General features: G+C 63.6%; 13 protein-coding genes. 5 read left to right on the top strand and 8 right to left on the bottom strand.

Going from position 1 to position 13,565, the window contains the following annotated elements; translation table 11 throughout:
• Positions 1–53: 53 nt before the first annotated feature.
• Positions 54–2,270, top strand: a complete 2,217-nt coding sequence (locus AC1DVW_RS22840) for a bifunctional diguanylate cyclase/phosphodiesterase (RefSeq protein WP_477326078.1) — start codon at positions 54–56, stop codon at positions 2,268–2,270.
• A gap of 52 nt (positions 2,271–2,322) precedes the next feature.
• Here the strand turns inward: AC1DVW_RS22840 and AC1DVW_RS22835 are convergent, their stop codons facing one another.
• The gene (locus AC1DVW_RS22835) at positions 2,323–3,279 is read right to left on the bottom strand and encodes a LysR substrate-binding domain-containing protein (protein WP_477326076.1); all 957 of its coding nucleotides are present in this window, start codon (positions 3,277–3,279) and stop codon (positions 2,323–2,325) included.
• A gap of 233 nt (positions 3,280–3,512) precedes the next feature.
• On the opposite strand from AC1DVW_RS22835, the gene AC1DVW_RS22830 reads away from it, so the two are divergent.
• Positions 3,513–3,803, top strand: coding sequence for a DUF1127 domain-containing protein (locus tag AC1DVW_RS22830; RefSeq protein ID WP_477248856.1), 291 nt, complete (start codon positions 3,513–3,515; stop codon positions 3,801–3,803).
• Positions 3,804–3,965: 162 nt separating this feature from the next.
• On the opposite strand, the gene AC1DVW_RS22825 is transcribed toward AC1DVW_RS22830, so the two are convergent.
• From AC1DVW_RS22825 to AC1DVW_RS22810, 4 genes are all read right to left on the bottom strand, one after another.
• The gene (locus AC1DVW_RS22825; RefSeq protein ID WP_477326074.1) at positions 3,966–4,853 is read right to left on the bottom strand and encodes a DUF937 domain-containing protein; all 888 of its coding nucleotides are present in this window, start codon (positions 4,851–4,853) and stop codon (positions 3,966–3,968) included.
• Positions 4,854–4,954: 101 nt separating this feature from the next.
• Entirely contained in the window at positions 4,955–6,328 is a 1,374-nt protein-coding gene (locus AC1DVW_RS22820; RefSeq protein ID WP_477326072.1) for a glutamate--cysteine ligase, read from the bottom strand.
• Positions 6,329–6,433: 105 nt separating this feature from the next.
• Complete coding sequence (locus AC1DVW_RS22815) at positions 6,434–7,168, bottom strand: 16S rRNA (uracil(1498)-N(3))-methyltransferase (RefSeq protein WP_477326070.1); 735 nt, start codon at positions 7,166–7,168, stop codon at positions 6,434–6,436.
• A 31-nt stretch (positions 7,169–7,199) separates the two neighbouring features.
• The gene (locus AC1DVW_RS22810; RefSeq protein WP_477326068.1) at positions 7,200–7,847 is read right to left on the bottom strand and encodes a hypothetical protein; all 648 of its coding nucleotides are present in this window, start codon (positions 7,845–7,847) and stop codon (positions 7,200–7,202) included.
• Positions 7,848–7,933: 86 nt separating this feature from the next.
• Here AC1DVW_RS22810 and AC1DVW_RS22805 point away from each other — a divergent pair, with 86 nt between their 5' ends.
• Together AC1DVW_RS22805 and AC1DVW_RS22800 are read left to right on the top strand one after the other, a co-directional pair.
• Positions 7,934–8,632, top strand: a complete 699-nt coding sequence (locus tag AC1DVW_RS22805; RefSeq protein WP_477326066.1) for a type 1 glutamine amidotransferase — start codon at positions 7,934–7,936, stop codon at positions 8,630–8,632.
• A gap of 306 nt (positions 8,633–8,938) precedes the next feature.
• Positions 8,939–9,070, top strand: a complete 132-nt coding sequence (locus AC1DVW_RS22800) for a hypothetical protein (RefSeq protein ID WP_477248934.1) — start codon at positions 8,939–8,941, stop codon at positions 9,068–9,070.
• On the opposite strand, the gene AC1DVW_RS22795 is transcribed toward AC1DVW_RS22800, so the two are convergent.
• Genes AC1DVW_RS22795 through AC1DVW_RS22785 form a run of 3 tightly spaced genes read right to left on the bottom strand, consistent with a single transcriptional unit; the run spans position 9,051 to position 11,870 of the window.
• On the bottom strand, positions 9,051–9,836 hold the full coding sequence (locus tag AC1DVW_RS22795; RefSeq protein ID WP_477326064.1) for a metallophosphoesterase: 786 nt from the start codon (positions 9,834–9,836) through the stop codon (positions 9,051–9,053). The genes AC1DVW_RS22800 and AC1DVW_RS22795 overlap by 20 nt on opposite strands.
• 37 nt (positions 9,837–9,873) lie before the next feature.
• Entirely contained in the window at positions 9,874–11,010 is a 1,137-nt protein-coding gene (locus AC1DVW_RS22790; RefSeq protein ID WP_477248849.1) for an alpha-hydroxy acid oxidase, read from the bottom strand.
• Between the two features lie 56 nt (positions 11,011–11,066).
• The gene (locus AC1DVW_RS22785; protein ID WP_477326062.1) at positions 11,067–11,870 is read right to left on the bottom strand and encodes an FCD domain-containing protein; all 804 of its coding nucleotides are present in this window, start codon (positions 11,868–11,870) and stop codon (positions 11,067–11,069) included.
• Positions 11,871–12,080: 210 nt separating this feature from the next.
• Between AC1DVW_RS22785 and AC1DVW_RS22780 the strand changes: the two genes are divergently transcribed.
• Positions 12,081–13,403: a DUF3422 family protein gene (locus tag AC1DVW_RS22780; protein WP_477248847.1), complete on the top strand. Its 1,323-nt coding sequence runs from the start codon at positions 12,081–12,083 to the stop codon at positions 13,401–13,403.
• Positions 13,404–13,565: the final 162 nt, after the last annotated feature.

Below are 13,565 nucleotides of genomic sequence, written 5' to 3'. Positions count from 1 at the left end.
GATCTTAAGCCCGATTTGATTGACTCTACGGCAAGGGAGCTAGCCCAAGACGCATGAGTGAACGCACGCACCGCAGTCCGTTGACGTCCCAGGTCACCCTGACGGTGCTGGCGCTTGCCGTTTTTGCGCTGGCCATGGTCTTCGGCTTTGGCTTGTACGCCACCATCCAGGCTGACCACGTCTCCCTCGAACGGCAGAAGGTCTTTTTCGCCAATGGCCTTAACGATCAGATCGCGGCCGTGGAGCGCGAGCAGGAAAGTATCGCCGTCTGGGACGATGCCGTCATCAACGCCAAGGCCGGCAACCAGCAGTGGATGGTCGAGAACATCAGCGTCTGGATGTATTCCTACTATGGCCACAACCGGGTCTATGTGCTGGATGCCGCCAACCGCCCGATCCATGCGATGCATGAAGGACAGGTGGTGGCGCTGAGCGCCTATGGCGAGGACGAACCCGCTCTGCTGCCCAGCGTCGAAAGGCTGCGCCGGCTGATCAGCCAGGCGTCGAACGAAAATGAGGGCGGCGATCCGGTCAAACTGGTTGCCGAAGATCTGGTGTCGCTTGGCGGCAAGCCCGCCATCCTTAGCATCATGCCGCTAGTGCCGAGTTCGGACCGCGTCACGCAAGCGCCGGGCACGGAGTATCTCCATGTCTCGGTGCAGTTCATCAACGACGCGGTGATCGGCAAGATCGCCGAAAAGTACCTGCTGGCCGGCGCGCACCTGCTGCCTTTGTCGCAGCCGACCGGCTCGGCCGCTATTCCGCTGGTCGATTCGCGCGGCATTATCCTGGGCTATATCGGCTGGGATCAGGAGCGTCCCGGGCTGACCCTGGTGCGCAAGGCCGGCCCGGCCCTGATCGGCGGTCTGTTGCTTGCCGCCAGCGTCCTGGCATTCCTGTTGCGGCGCCTGCGCCGGGCTTCGTCGGCGCTGCAGACCAGCCAGGACCAGGCGCAGTATCTCGCTTTCCACGACACGCTGACGGGTCTTCCCAACCGGGCCCTGTTCGAGGACCGGCTGCGGCGCGCCTTGCTCACCGCCAGCCATGACACGGCCAGGGTGGCGCTGCTTTACCTCGACATCGATCGCTTCAAGCACGTCAACGATACGCTCGGTCATCCGGCCGGCGACGAACTTGTGCGCCAGACCGCGACCCGGCTGCAGCAGACGATACGCGAAGTCGATACGGTGGCGCGGCTCGGCGGTGATGAATTCGCGCTGATCTTGATCGATATCCGCGATATCAGAGCCACGGAAGATATTGCTGACAGGATCCTGCAAATATTGCAGGAGCCCTTCAAGCTGATCGACGATCAGGTCTTTGTCAGCGCCAGCATCGGCATTGCCTTGTCGGCGGGTCCCGATGCCAGCGCCGACGATCTGCTGCGCAAGGCCGATATCGCGCTCTACGAAGCCAAGAAAACCGGCCGCGGCCGCTATCAGGTCTTCGCCGGCGATATGGATGACCTCCTGCTGCGCAAGCGCAAGGTCGAGAGCGAGCTTCGCAAGGCCCTGAATGGCGGAACCGGCATCAAGCTGGCCTATCAGCCGATCTTCGCGGCGGACGGCAAGACGATGCTCGGCGCGGAAGCACTGATCCGCTGGGCGCACGAGGTCCACGGGGCATTGCCGGCGGCACAATTCATCGCCATCGCCGAAGAACGTGGCATGATCGGCCAACTTGGCGAGTGGGTGCTGCTTGACGCTTGTCGCTTTGCCATAGGCACGGAATTGCCTTGGGTGGCCGTCAATGTATCGCCGCTGCAATTGCGCGACGCCGGTTTCGCCGACCTGGTTGCGTCGATCCTTGCCGAGACCGGGCTGGCGCCGGGCCGACTGCAGCTCGAGATTACCGAAAACGTGCTCTTGGAAAACAACGATACGACCAGAATGACTCTGGCTGCCTTGCGGCAGTCGGGCGTCGGCATCGTGCTTGATGACTTCGGCACCGGCTATTCGTCGCTGAGCTATCTGCGCCGCTACGCCATCGACAAGCTCAAGATCGATCGCTCTTTCGTCCGCCTTCTCGACGGTGACGGCAATTCGGCGGCGATCGTCAAGGCGCTGATCGATCTCGCCAGCGCCCTCGATGTCGCCGTCACCGCCGAAGGTGTCGAGACCGAGGGGCAGATGGCGCTGCTCGTCGGCATGGGCTGTCAGCAGCTGCAGGGTTATCTTCTGTCGCCACCGCTGGAGCCGGCCCAATTGCTGAGCCTTCCGGGCCTGTCGCCCGGCGCCGACGCCAGCGAGCAGGCAGCCGCTCGCGCCTAGAGCACGATCCCGAAAAGTGGAATCCGGTTTCGGAACGAAGATACGAACTGTTCTACCAGCCCGGCAGAATCTGGTTGGGCTTGGTCCGTTTCACCTTCGTGAAGGCGAGCGCGGAAAAGTCGAATGTTCCGGTCTCTTCGCCCAGCGGCACGGAAATGTTGTCGAGGCTTTCCGAAATGTGGCGGGCAAGCGCGTCGACGATCTCCGGCCTTGAGGTCTGGCCGCGCATGATGCCGATGCGGCAATCGGGCAGGGTGCCGAAGCCGTCGGCTTCGCCCAGCACCCGCATACCGGGCCTGAGCGCACATTCCGGCAGCACCGAAATCGCCAGGCCGGACAACACGGCGGCGGTGATGACGGTTGCCGAGAAGCTGGTGAACAGGATGCGGTAGTCGCGGTTCTGCCGGTCGAGGACATCGACGGCGGCACGCCGCCAAATGCAGTTCGGCCGCCCAAAGGCCATTGGCAGGGTTTCCTGCTCATGCGTCGCGTGGTTGGCCGAGGTCACCCACAGCAGCGGCTCGCGCCGCACCACTTCCGACTGGCCGCGCGCATCATTGTGCGTCACCAGCGCCAGATCGAGATTGCCGCGCTTGATGTGCTCGACCAGCCCTGGCGTCGGCTCGCAGATGACGGTCAGTTCGACACGCGGATTGGAGCGTGCGAAGCGTGCCATGATCTCGGGCAGGAAGCGATCGGCATAGTCGTCGGGCGTGCCGATGCGGATCGTGCCTTCGAGCCGCCGGTCGTCGAAGGCGGCCAGCGTCTCCCGGTTGAGGTAGAGCAACCGCCTTGCATAGGAAAGCAGCTTGTCGCCTTCCTCGGTCAGCCTGTTGGTGCGCCCGTCCTTCTCGAACAGCGGCTTGCCGATCCGCTCCTCCAGCCGGCGCATCTGCATGGACACCGCCGACTGGGTCCGGTGCACCTCTTCGGCGGCGCGGGTGAAGCTGCCGGTGTCGGCAATCGAGATGAAGGTCTGCAACTGATCGAGATCGAGCGGTGCTTTCATCGACATGATCCATCACTAGCGTTGATGCTAAAGATTAGAAACATTCGTTGGATTAATCAATCGGGTGATGGCAAATAGGCATTGTCCACATGAAGCCAATGCATGTCGCCCAAAAGTGGACACCGGTTTTGGGAAAACGACATGCATCTTTGAAAGTGAATCGAAGCCGGAACGGCCGCTGTCGCCAGCGCCGATCGTCGGGTTTTGTCCGTTCGAGTCTGAAGGAGACCGACATGACCACGTTTGATTTCGCCACCGAGACCTCGCGCATCACCTCGCGTCCGGCCGTTGCGACGCGCGTGGCCAATACGATCGCCAACGTCTATCGCGCCTGGAAAAATCGCCGCGCCTTCTATCGCCTTGGCGAGATGTCGGACGCCGAACTCGCCGATATCGGCCTGACGCGTGCCGACCTGCACGTCGCCATCGCCGTGCCGTTCGGCCGCGATCCGACGGCGAAGTTGCGCTCGATCGCCAGCGATCGCGCCGAGACGATCGAAGACTTTGCCCGCAAGGTTGCCTGATCGCGTTGGTTGCGTGCTGTTTCGGTTTGCGTTGAACCTTTTTGAGACGTGACGCGACCAACTGATATCGCAGGCTCCCCACTCCCTGCCGGTTCMCCGCCGGCCCGCCTGCACACTGCCCGGTCCTCCCAGACCGGGCTTTTCTTTTTGGGGCACCAGCCGCTACCGCCGGTCCATGCCCTTCCTGAACTGATCGAAGATCGTTTCCATGCCCTTCTGGTACTCGTCGCGCTGCTGGGCGCCGGTCTCGAACATCTTGCCGAACAGATCGTCGAACGGGTTCTTTGGCCTGCCGCTCGGATTGGTTTGTGGCTGCGGCGCCTGATTTTGCTGGCGCGCCTGAGGTTGCTGCGCTGGTTGTCCGCCGGGCAGGGCGCCGCCGAACATGTCCTGCAGCACTTTGCCGAGCGGATTGTCGCCATAGGGATTGGGTGCCGGCTGCGGCTGGCTTTGCGGCTGCTGCGTGCCGCCGCCGAACATATCCTGCAGCACTTTGCCGAGCGGATTGTCCATCGGGCTCTGGGGCTGCTGCGGTGCCGGCGCGCCACCGCCCGCCTGCCGCATCATCTGCTCGATGATCTCGCCGAGCGGGTTGCCACCGCCGCCGAAGCCGCCTGCCGCCTGCATCTGGTTGGTGGTCTGCTTGAACAGTCCACCCATCATCATCGAGGCCATGGCCGGCAGCATCTGCTGCAGGATCTGCTGGCTGACGCCGCTCGCTTGCGCAGCCTGGCTGGCAACGGCACGCGACAGATCCTTCGAACCGAACAAATGCCCCAGAATGCCGTTGCCTTCGTCGACGCCTTGCGGCGAGAAGGCTCGGGTTGCATCCTCGAAATATTTGGCGTGCTGGCCGCTCGCCATGGCCGTCATGAAGGCGCCGAGCCCGTAAGGGTCGGCAGTGTTGCGCTGCAGCCCTTGCGAAAAGGCCGGCAGCAGCGCGGCGACCGCAGCTTGCGTCTGCTGCATCGAAAGCCCGAACTGCTGGGCAAGCGCCTGCATGCCATTGCCGTTCTGGGCCTGCGCCAGCATGTCGAACAAGGAAGGCATTGGTCTCTCCTCCGGAAAATCCTCTTGGGAGAAACCTAGTTTGTTTCCATCACCGATTGAAGCGACTTTTGCCAAACTGCCGATCTGACGATCGCGACCGGTTAGTAGGCATACTCCATGAACACCGGCTCGATCGAGCCGCCCCAGCGCGTATGGTAGGCCGAGAGCATCTCTTCGGCGCTGGTCGTGCCGCGGGCGATGACCTCGTCCAGCGTGTTGAGGAACGAGGTCTCGTCGTAGCCGTCGCGGTTCTTGCGGCCGCGGTTCTTCAGCCCCATGCGCGAGATTGTGAGCACGTCGCGGGCGATATCGCGCAGCGTCGTGTTGCGGAACGGCGCCGAAATGCCCTGTTCCGGAACAGTGTTGCGCATCGCCAGAACTTCCTTGTAGGTCCAGCTCGCGGTCAATGCCTCGGCGGCGTCGAGCGCGGCCTCGTCATAGAGCAGCCCGACCCAGAAAGCCGGCAGCGCGCAGATGCGCCGCCACGGCCCGCCATCGGCGCCGCGCATTTCGAGGAAGCGCTTCAGCCGCACGTCGGGGAACAATGTCGACAGATGGTTCGCCCAGTCGCCCATCGTCGGCAATCCGTCCGGCACGTCATTGCGGGCGGCACCCGCCATGAACTGGCGGAAGGTGACATGCGTCATGTCGTGATAGCGGCCGTCGCGAATGACGAAATACATCGGCACGTCGAGCGCCCATTCGACATAGTCGGCGAAACCGAACTCGGGCGAGAAGCAGAATTCGAGCAGGCCCGAGCGCTGGTTGTCGGTGTCGCGCCAGATGTCGCCGCGCCAGCTCTGCAAGCCGTTCGGCAGGCCCTCGGTGAACGGCGAATTGGCAAACAGCGCCGTAGACAGCGGCTGCAGCTTCAGCGACACCTGCATCTTGCGGCGCATGTCGGCTTCGCTTTCAAAATCGAGATTCACCTGGATGGTGCAGGTGCGATACATCATGTCGAGGCCCTTGCTGCCGACCTTGGGCATGTAGCGCGTCATGATCTCGTAGCGCGACTTCGGCATTTTGGGTGTCTCGGCCAGCGACCATTTCGGGCTGCCGCCAAGGCCGAGGAAACGGATGCCCATCGGTTCGGCGATTTCGCGCACCTGCGAAAGATGCGCATTGCCCTCGCGGCAGGTCTGATGGATCGTTTCCAGTGGCGCGCCGGAGAGTTCGAACTGGCCGCCCGGCTCAAGCGAGATCGCACCCTGGCCGGTCGGCTCGACCAGGCCGATGATGCGGCCGTCATCGATGATCGGATCCCAGCCGAGCTTTTGCTGCATGCCTTCGAGAATGGCGCGGATGCCGCGCTCGCCGCCATAGGGCACCGGCGCGTTGCCGTCGACATAGAACGGGAATTTCTCGTGCTCGGTGCCGATACGCCATTTGTCGCGCGACTTGTTGCCTTCGGCCAGATGCTCGACGAGCTCGTCGATGCCTTCGATGGGCCGGAAATCGGTTGTATCGCGCGCCATGAAAGGCCCCTCCGGAAGCGGCGGAACAACCGCCGGCGCTAAATGGACGAAATGCCGGCAGCCGATCAAGCGAAAAATCCTGAGCCAGAGCTCAAGTGGAATTGATCACCAATCTCCAACCGTCGCCTGCATCACCGCAAGTGCCGCCACCGCGGCCGTGTCGGCGCGCAGGATGCGCGGCCCGAGCGGAATGGCGGTGACGAAGGGCAGCGCCCGCAGGGTCTTGCGCTCGTCGTCGGAAAAGCCACCCTCCGGCCCGACCAGCAGTCCGAACTTCCGTTCCCTTAACCCTTGCAGAATGGGCAGGGGATTGTTGGTCGAGGCGTCCTCGTCGCAGAAGATCAGCCGCCGCTCTTTGTCCCAGTTGCTGAGCAGGCGTTCGAATTTCTCCGCTTCGCGAACCTCTGGCACCGCCAGTATGCCGCATTGTTCGGCCGCCTCGACGACATTGGCGCGCAGGCGATCGATGCCGGGTTTTGCCACTTGCGTGTGCTGGGTGATGACCGGCTGCAGGATGCCGGCGCCCATTTCGACCGCCTTCTGCATGAGATAATCGAGCCGCCCCTGCTTCAGCGGCGCAAAGCAATAGACGAGATCCGGCAGCGGCGGCTGCGGCCGTTGCATCGTCAGCAGCTTCAGCCGCACCGCCTTCTTGGTCTTCGCGGCGATGACCGCCGACCACTCGCCGTCGCGGCCGTTGAACACCAGGATTTCGGCACCTTCGCCGAGCCGCAGCACATGCATAAGATAGTGGCTCTGCTGCTGGCCCGCATCGAACTCGATGTCTGGCCCGAGAGCGTTCGGCACGAACAGTCGCTGCATCTTGTAATTGGCGCGCATCGCCGACGAATGGGCGAGCCGGGCTCTGGCGTCAAGCCTTGGCTGTCGGGGACCATACGGGTTGGTAGCCTTGGCCGAGCACGGACAAGGTGGTCGCTGGCGTGAGCAGGCGGAGCGGACGGCCGGCAAGGCCATCGAACCCTGTCGGATCGCCATAGCCCGCAAATGACCAGCGCAGCGTTTTGCCGTCGCGCAAGGCATAGGCGTTGCTTCCATCCGCTACCACGGCGCCATCCGGCAGTCCGGCGAGCTCCTTCGCGGCCACGATCGGCGGTTGCCCGCCCGATGCCAGCCGCTCCTTGTGCAGCCGCTTGTCGACCTGCGGCGCGCGCGGCTCGGCGATGCCGAATGCCTCGCCGAAGCGGCCGACGAAATCCTTGGCCCGCTCGCGCTGGCAGAAGAAGCAGGGTCGATGCCCGGCGGCGAGCGCCGTCACCTCGTCGAGAAAAAACAGCTCGGTCCAGCCGGCTTTGCCGCCCGGCCGGTTGCGGCCCATCGGCTCGCGCCGCACATTGCGGAATTCGCAGACGCAGATGATCCAGGCCGGCAAGACCCAGCGCTTCTTCAACAGCGTCTTGGTTTCAGGATCATGGATGATGCCGCGATTGCCTGTGAACAGGCCACGTTCGGGTACAGCGTGGATGGCGCCGAACGGATCGACCCGGTTCTGCAGTGGCATAGCTTTCTCCTGGAATGCGCATCTTGGCTGCAAGGCTGGCGTCATGATATCGCTCGCTGCATTATTTTCATGTCAGCAGGTTTTCGATGCGGGTCTTGGTCGTCCAGAACTTCGACAATGAGGGCCTTGGCCAGATTGGTGCGGCACTGGTCGAGGCGGGCGCCGACATCGACCTGCGCCGTCCCTATAAGGGCGACACACTACCGCAGGACAGCGACGCGCATGACGCCATGGTGGTGCTCGGCGGCGCCCAGAACGCGCTGGACGATGAGTTGTGTCCGTATTTTCCCGATCTGCTCGACCTGACGCGCGATTTCGCCGGCAAGGATCGCTCGGTGCTCGGCATCTGCCTCGGCAGCCAGCTGGTGGCCCGCGCCTTTGGCGGCGAGAACCAGATCGGCGGCGCCACCGAATTCGGCTGGCACCAGGTTTCGCTGACGCCGGCGGCAAAGACCGATCCGGTGCTTTCTGCGCTCCCTGAAAACTTCCCCATTTTCGAATGGCACGACGACACTTTTGTGCTGCCTGAAAATGCGGTGCGGCTGGCCGGCAGTGCCATCGCCGAGAACCAGGCGTTCCGCATCGGCCGCGCCATCTACGGCTTCCAGTTTCATTTCGAGGCAGACAGCCCGATGGTGCAGGACTGGAGCACGTCCTTTGCACCGCTCATTGCCGAGCGCCATCCCGACTGGAACGACCGGCTCGATGGCGAAATCGCCCGCAATGGACCGGATGCCGATGCCGCCGGCCTCGCCATCGCTCGCGCCTGGGTAGCAACGATCTGACGGCTCACAGCCCGGACAAATCCCGACTTTCGGGGTTGCGTGGCATTTTTGGCACGCGGCGGTAAATCCGCCGGGGAAAACGCATTTCATCCTTGGATTGTGCTCGCCCGCTGCCCTAGAAGGCACGCGCTCTGAATCGGCAGTGCAACCGCGATGAACCTTTTATGTGACCCGCGCGACACACCGCCGATACAGAATCTGCCTACAAGCCTGAAATCTTCGAAACTTTGAGACGAATTCTCCGTTTCAACCCATTGGTAACCGCCTCGTGCACAGATGCAGAAAGCTCAACAAGAGATGACCTCCGTGAAAGCAGCGCTTCTGTCCTTTGTCATGCTGTCTGCCATCGTGCTGTGCGGCCTCGGCATCTATACCGCCGACGCAGCCAACAACCATCAGGCGGTCGACGGCTACGGCGTCACCGCCTCTCTCCGCTAGACCCTTCGCCCGTCACCGTCAGGATACGTTTCTCCGCGCCGTCAACGACGAGCGCGGTGAGGTTCCCCGACTGCCAGGCGAGCGTGTCGACATTGACGCGGTTGGCCATCACTTCGGCCTCCGGCACTGGCGTATGACCATGCACCACGATCTTCGGATAGAGGTCGGCATGGTTGTGGAAGACATCACGGATCCAGATCAGGTCCTGCGGGTTCTGCTGATCCAACGGGATGCCCGGCCTGATGCCGGCATGGCAGAAGAAGAAATCTGCGAAAACCAGGGAAAATGGCAGCGAGCGCAGGAAGTCGACATGGCTCTGCGGCACCGCCTCGACCAGCGCGGCATGCCCTTGTCGCAGCGCCGCCTCGGCCTTGCCAAACCAGGCGCTGCCGCCGCCGATCGTCACCCCATAGGATTGCGCCGTCTGGAGGCCGCCATAGCGTATGAAAAGTCCATCCGTATCGGGCGCTTTGAGGAAGTCGAGAAAACCGAGGTCGTGGTTGCCGGCCAGCATCAGATGGCGCGGGTCGCGCTTTTGCGCTTCGATCAGGAAGTCGAGAACGCCCTTGGAATCAGGCCCGCGGTCGCCATAATCGCCGAGATGGATAACGCGCCAGTCCGCCGGCTGATCCCGTTCGATCTCCGCCTCGATCCTGCGGTGCATGGCGGCCAGCAGGTCGAGCCGGCCGTGCACATCGCCGATTGCGTAAAGCCGCACGCCTTCCGGTCCGCGCGCGTCGAGAAAATGGATGCCGGGCTCCGTCAAGGCCTGCGTCTTCTCCGTGGCCGGACCGCAACCGGGCCTAGCGGCGAAGCTGATCCTTGCCCATGTCGGTCACCAGACGTTTTCCGCATAGTGCCAGCGTGATGTCCATCTCCTTGCGGATGATTTCCAGCGCTTTGGTAACTCCTTCCTTGCCGAGCGCGCCAAGGCCGTAGAGGAAAGGCCGGCCGATATAGGTGCCCTTGGCGCCGAGGCACAGCGCCTTCAGCACATCCTGGCCCGAGCGGATGCCGCCATCCATATGCACTTCGATTGTGTCGCCCACCGCATCGGCGATCTCCTCCAGCGCCATGATCGAAGATGATGCGCCGTCGAGCTGGCGCCCGCCATGGTTGGAAACGATGATTGCGTCGGCGCCGGTCTTGGCCGCCATCAGCGCGTCTTCCTTGTCGAGAATGCCCTTCAGGATCAGCTTGCCGCCCCAGCGTTCCTTGATCCAGGCAACGTCTTTCCACGACAGTTGCGGATCGAACTGCTCCGTCGTCCAGGACGCCAGCGAAGAGACATCGCCGACACCCTTGGCGTGGCCGACGATGTTGCGGAAGGTGCGGCGCTTGGTGCCGGCTAGACCCAGGCACCAGCGCGGCTTGCTGGCCAGGTCGATGATGTTGGCCAGCGTCATCTTGGGGGGCGCCGAAAGCCCGTTGCGGACATCCTTATGCCGTTGGCCGAGGATCTGCAGGTCGAGCGTCAGCACCAGCGCCGAGCACTTTGCTGCCTTCGCCCTGTCGATCAAATTGAGCACGAAATCCTTGTCGCGCAGTACATAGAGCTGGAACCAGAATGGCTTCTTCGTCACCGAGGCGACATCCTCGATCGAACAGATGCTCATCGTCGACAGGGTGAACGGCACGCCGAATTCCTCGGCCGCCTGCGCCGCCAGCATCTCGCCGTCGGCATGCTGCATTCCGGTCAGGCCCGTCGGCGCCAGCGCCACCGGCATCGACACCTTTTGGCCGATCATGGTCGATTCCAGCGAGCGGTTGCTCATATCGACCAGCACGCGCTGGCGGAACTTGATCTTCTGGAAGTCTTCCTCGTTGGCCCGGTAGGTGCTCTCGGTCCAAGCGCCGGAATCGGCATAGTCGAAGAACATCTTCGGCACCCGGCGGCGCGCCAGATCCTTGAGGTCGGCAATGGTGAGGATGTCGCTCATGGTCTTTCTCGCTGGTTCTTCGCTAATAGGTCGTTGTTGACTGTTGTGTCCGATACTCACGAGCGTTTCCTCGCCGGTTCGCTGTCGCCGGCATCCGAGCGCTGCCTGAGCCGCAGCCGCGACACGCGCTGCCAGTCACCACTGCGCTCGGCCTCGGCCATTGACCGTTCGACATAAGAGATGTGGTCCATTGCGGCTTGCCGTGCGGCAGCGGGATCGCCGGCCTTCACCGCAGAATAGATCGCCCGGTGCTGTGCCAGCAGCGCCTCGCGCGCGCCGGGCACGGTGAACGCCAGCAGCCGGTTCCGGAACACGCCCTCCGACAACAGCCGGTAGCAGGAGCGCAGCGTGTGCAGGAGAATGATGTTGTGCGCGCATTCGCAGACGGCGTGATGGAACTCGACGTCGATCTCTGCCTCGTCGTCGAAGTCGCCGGTGCGGTGCGCCTCGTCCATGCGCGCCATGATGCGGTCGAGCAGCGCCAGATCGTCCGGTGTGGCGCGCCGCGCCGCATATTCGGACGCTATCGCCTCGATCTCGCGGCGGTATTCCAGATAGTCGGTTACCGCCTTGCTGTGCATCGAGATCAGGTCCGTCACCGGCTTGGTGAACAACTGGCCGATGACGTCGGCGACATGGGTGCCGCCGCCGGGCCGCGTCGTCAAAAGGCCGCGCCCTTCCAGCGCCTTCAGCGCGTCGCGCAGGATCGGCCGCGACACCTCGAACTGGCGCGCCAGCTCGCGCTCGCCGGGCAACCGGTCGCCGGTGCGCAAGACACCTTCGAGGATCAGGCTCTCGATCTGCTGCACCACCTCGTCGGCGGTGCGGGAATGCTCGATCCTGGAGAAAATGTCGCTCAAAGGGGGCGCCTGGGATTTGAACCGGTGTCGCGCAGGATAAAGCCAGTGTCGCCAACTGGTCAAATTATTTATCCAATTCATCCGATGTGGTCGGCTTCGCCGCCGCCGCCCTATATCGTGTTCGGCTAAACTTGCAGTTTGCGTCCTCCGGCGATTGCCTCTAGAGGGACGCCATTGCACGAAGGGTTCAAAGAGCCCAGGGGACCAGCCGTGTCAGACGACCCGTCCAATCTCGAATTCCAGCCGCGCACCAAGGGCAGCGTGATGGGTTTTCCGGCGCATGAGGGGCGACCCGGTGCGCTTGGCGAAGTCCACGCCCGGCCCCACCCGCTGATTGAGAAGCCGCGCGTTCTGGTGCAACTCGCCTTCATGACCGAAGGCGGCTCCGGCGTCGACCAGGCCGTGCTTTCCGAACTGTCGCGGCGTCTCGGCATTGCCGCGCCCGACCGTCAGGCTCGCCACCACGCCATGAAATGGGGCAAGGGCTCGCTGCGCTGGGAGCGGCACACCGAATTCTCGACCTATCTGTGGGAAGGCCCGCTGTCGGAAAGCGGCAGGGCGCAGGAGGACTCACCCTTCGGCAACGGGTTTTCGCCGCCGGGAACGGTGATCTCGGGCATCCGGCTCGAGATCCGCCGGTGGACGCAGGCGAGCGAAAAGCTGATTGCCGGCTTCGACCCGACCAGCCTGTGTTATTCGCTGGTCGAGCGCGGCAACGCCGCCATCGTCACCGATTTCCGCCAGGACGGCGACGGCCTGACCCGCATGCTGGTGCTCGATCGTGGCCTGACACCGGCACGCACCGGCGCGCTGTCGCAGCGGCTGATCGACATCGAAACCTACCGCACGCTGGCTATGCTTGGCCTGCCGCTGGCGCTGACCCTATCCGGCCGTGCCCGCCGCATCGAGGACAGGCTGGCCCAGACCACGATGGAAATGAAGGTCGCGGAGACCCGCGACAGTCAGACATTGCTGGCCGACCTGACCGAGTTGGCCGCGGAACTGGAGGCCGACGCCGCCTCCAGCCTCTACCGCTTCGGCGCCAGCCGCGCCTATGATGGCATCGTCGTTGAACGGCTGGAAGCGCTCGAGGAGGAGGCGGTGCCCGGCTACGACACCTGGGAAGGCTTCCTGCAGCGGCGTGTCGCGCCGGCTATGCGCACCTGCCGGTCAGTGGAAGAGCGGCAGGCCAACTTGTCGCGCAAGCTCACCCGCGCCACCACGCTGCTGCGCACCTGGGTCGATGTCGAGGTCGAGAAGCAGAACCGCGACCTGCTGGCGTCGATGAACAACCGCGCCCGCCTGCAGTTGCGCCTGCAGCAGACCGTCGAAGGCCTTTCGGTGGCTGCCGTCTCCTACTATGTCGTCGGCCTGATCAGCTATGTCGCCAAGGGCGCCTCGATCTTCGGCCACACCTTTGCGCCGGAAGTCGTCACCGCCGCCTCGGTGCCGCTCGCCCTGCTGCTCGTCTGGTGGGCTGTGCGCCGTGTCCGCCGTATGCATTCCGAGCCCGGCAAGCCTGCCGGCGAGTAGCGCCAATCTCCCCCCTCGAGGGGGAGATGTCGCCGAAGGCGACAGAGGGGGTCGTCTCGCGTGAAGTCCTAGCCTCGTTTCGCGACGGAGACGACGTCGGCGATTTACGCGCAAGGACCCCCCTCTGACCGCTTCGCGGCCATTTCCCCCTCAAGGGGGGAG

It is taken from the genome of Mesorhizobium sp. P3_B5 (assembly GCF_056402815.1).
Note: the sequence above shows the minus strand (reverse complement) of the source record. Positions and strands in the feature narration are given on the sequence as shown.

Coding starts and splice junctions, on each gene's coding strand:
- AC1DVW_RS22840 (WP_477326078.1), top strand. CDS start 54: ATGAGTGAACGCACGCACCGCAGTCCGTTGACGTCCCAGGTCACCCTG.
- AC1DVW_RS22835 (WP_477326076.1), bottom strand. CDS start 3,279: ATGAAAGCACCGCTCGATCTCGATCAGTTGCAGACCTTCATCTCGATT.
- AC1DVW_RS22830 (WP_477248856.1), top strand. CDS start 3,513: ATGACCACGTTTGATTTCGCCACCGAGACCTCGCGCATCACCTCGCGT.
- AC1DVW_RS22825 (WP_477326074.1), bottom strand. CDS start 4,853: ATGCCTTCCTTGTTCGACATGCTGGCGCAGGCCCAGAACGGCAATGGC.
- AC1DVW_RS22820 (WP_477326072.1), bottom strand. CDS start 6,328: ATGGCGCGCGATACAACCGATTTCCGGCCCATCGAAGGCATCGACGAG.
- AC1DVW_RS22815 (WP_477326070.1), bottom strand. CDS start 7,168: ATGCGCGCCAATTACAAGATGCAGCGACTGTTCGTGCCGAACGCTCTC.
- AC1DVW_RS22810 (WP_477326068.1), bottom strand. CDS start 7,847: ATGCCACTGCAGAACCGGGTCGATCCGTTCGGCGCCATCCACGCTGTA.
- AC1DVW_RS22805 (WP_477326066.1), top strand. CDS start 7,934: ATGCGGGTCTTGGTCGTCCAGAACTTCGACAATGAGGGCCTTGGCCAG.
- AC1DVW_RS22790 (WP_477248849.1), bottom strand. CDS start 11,010: ATGAGCGACATCCTCACCATTGCCGACCTCAAGGATCTGGCGCGCCGC.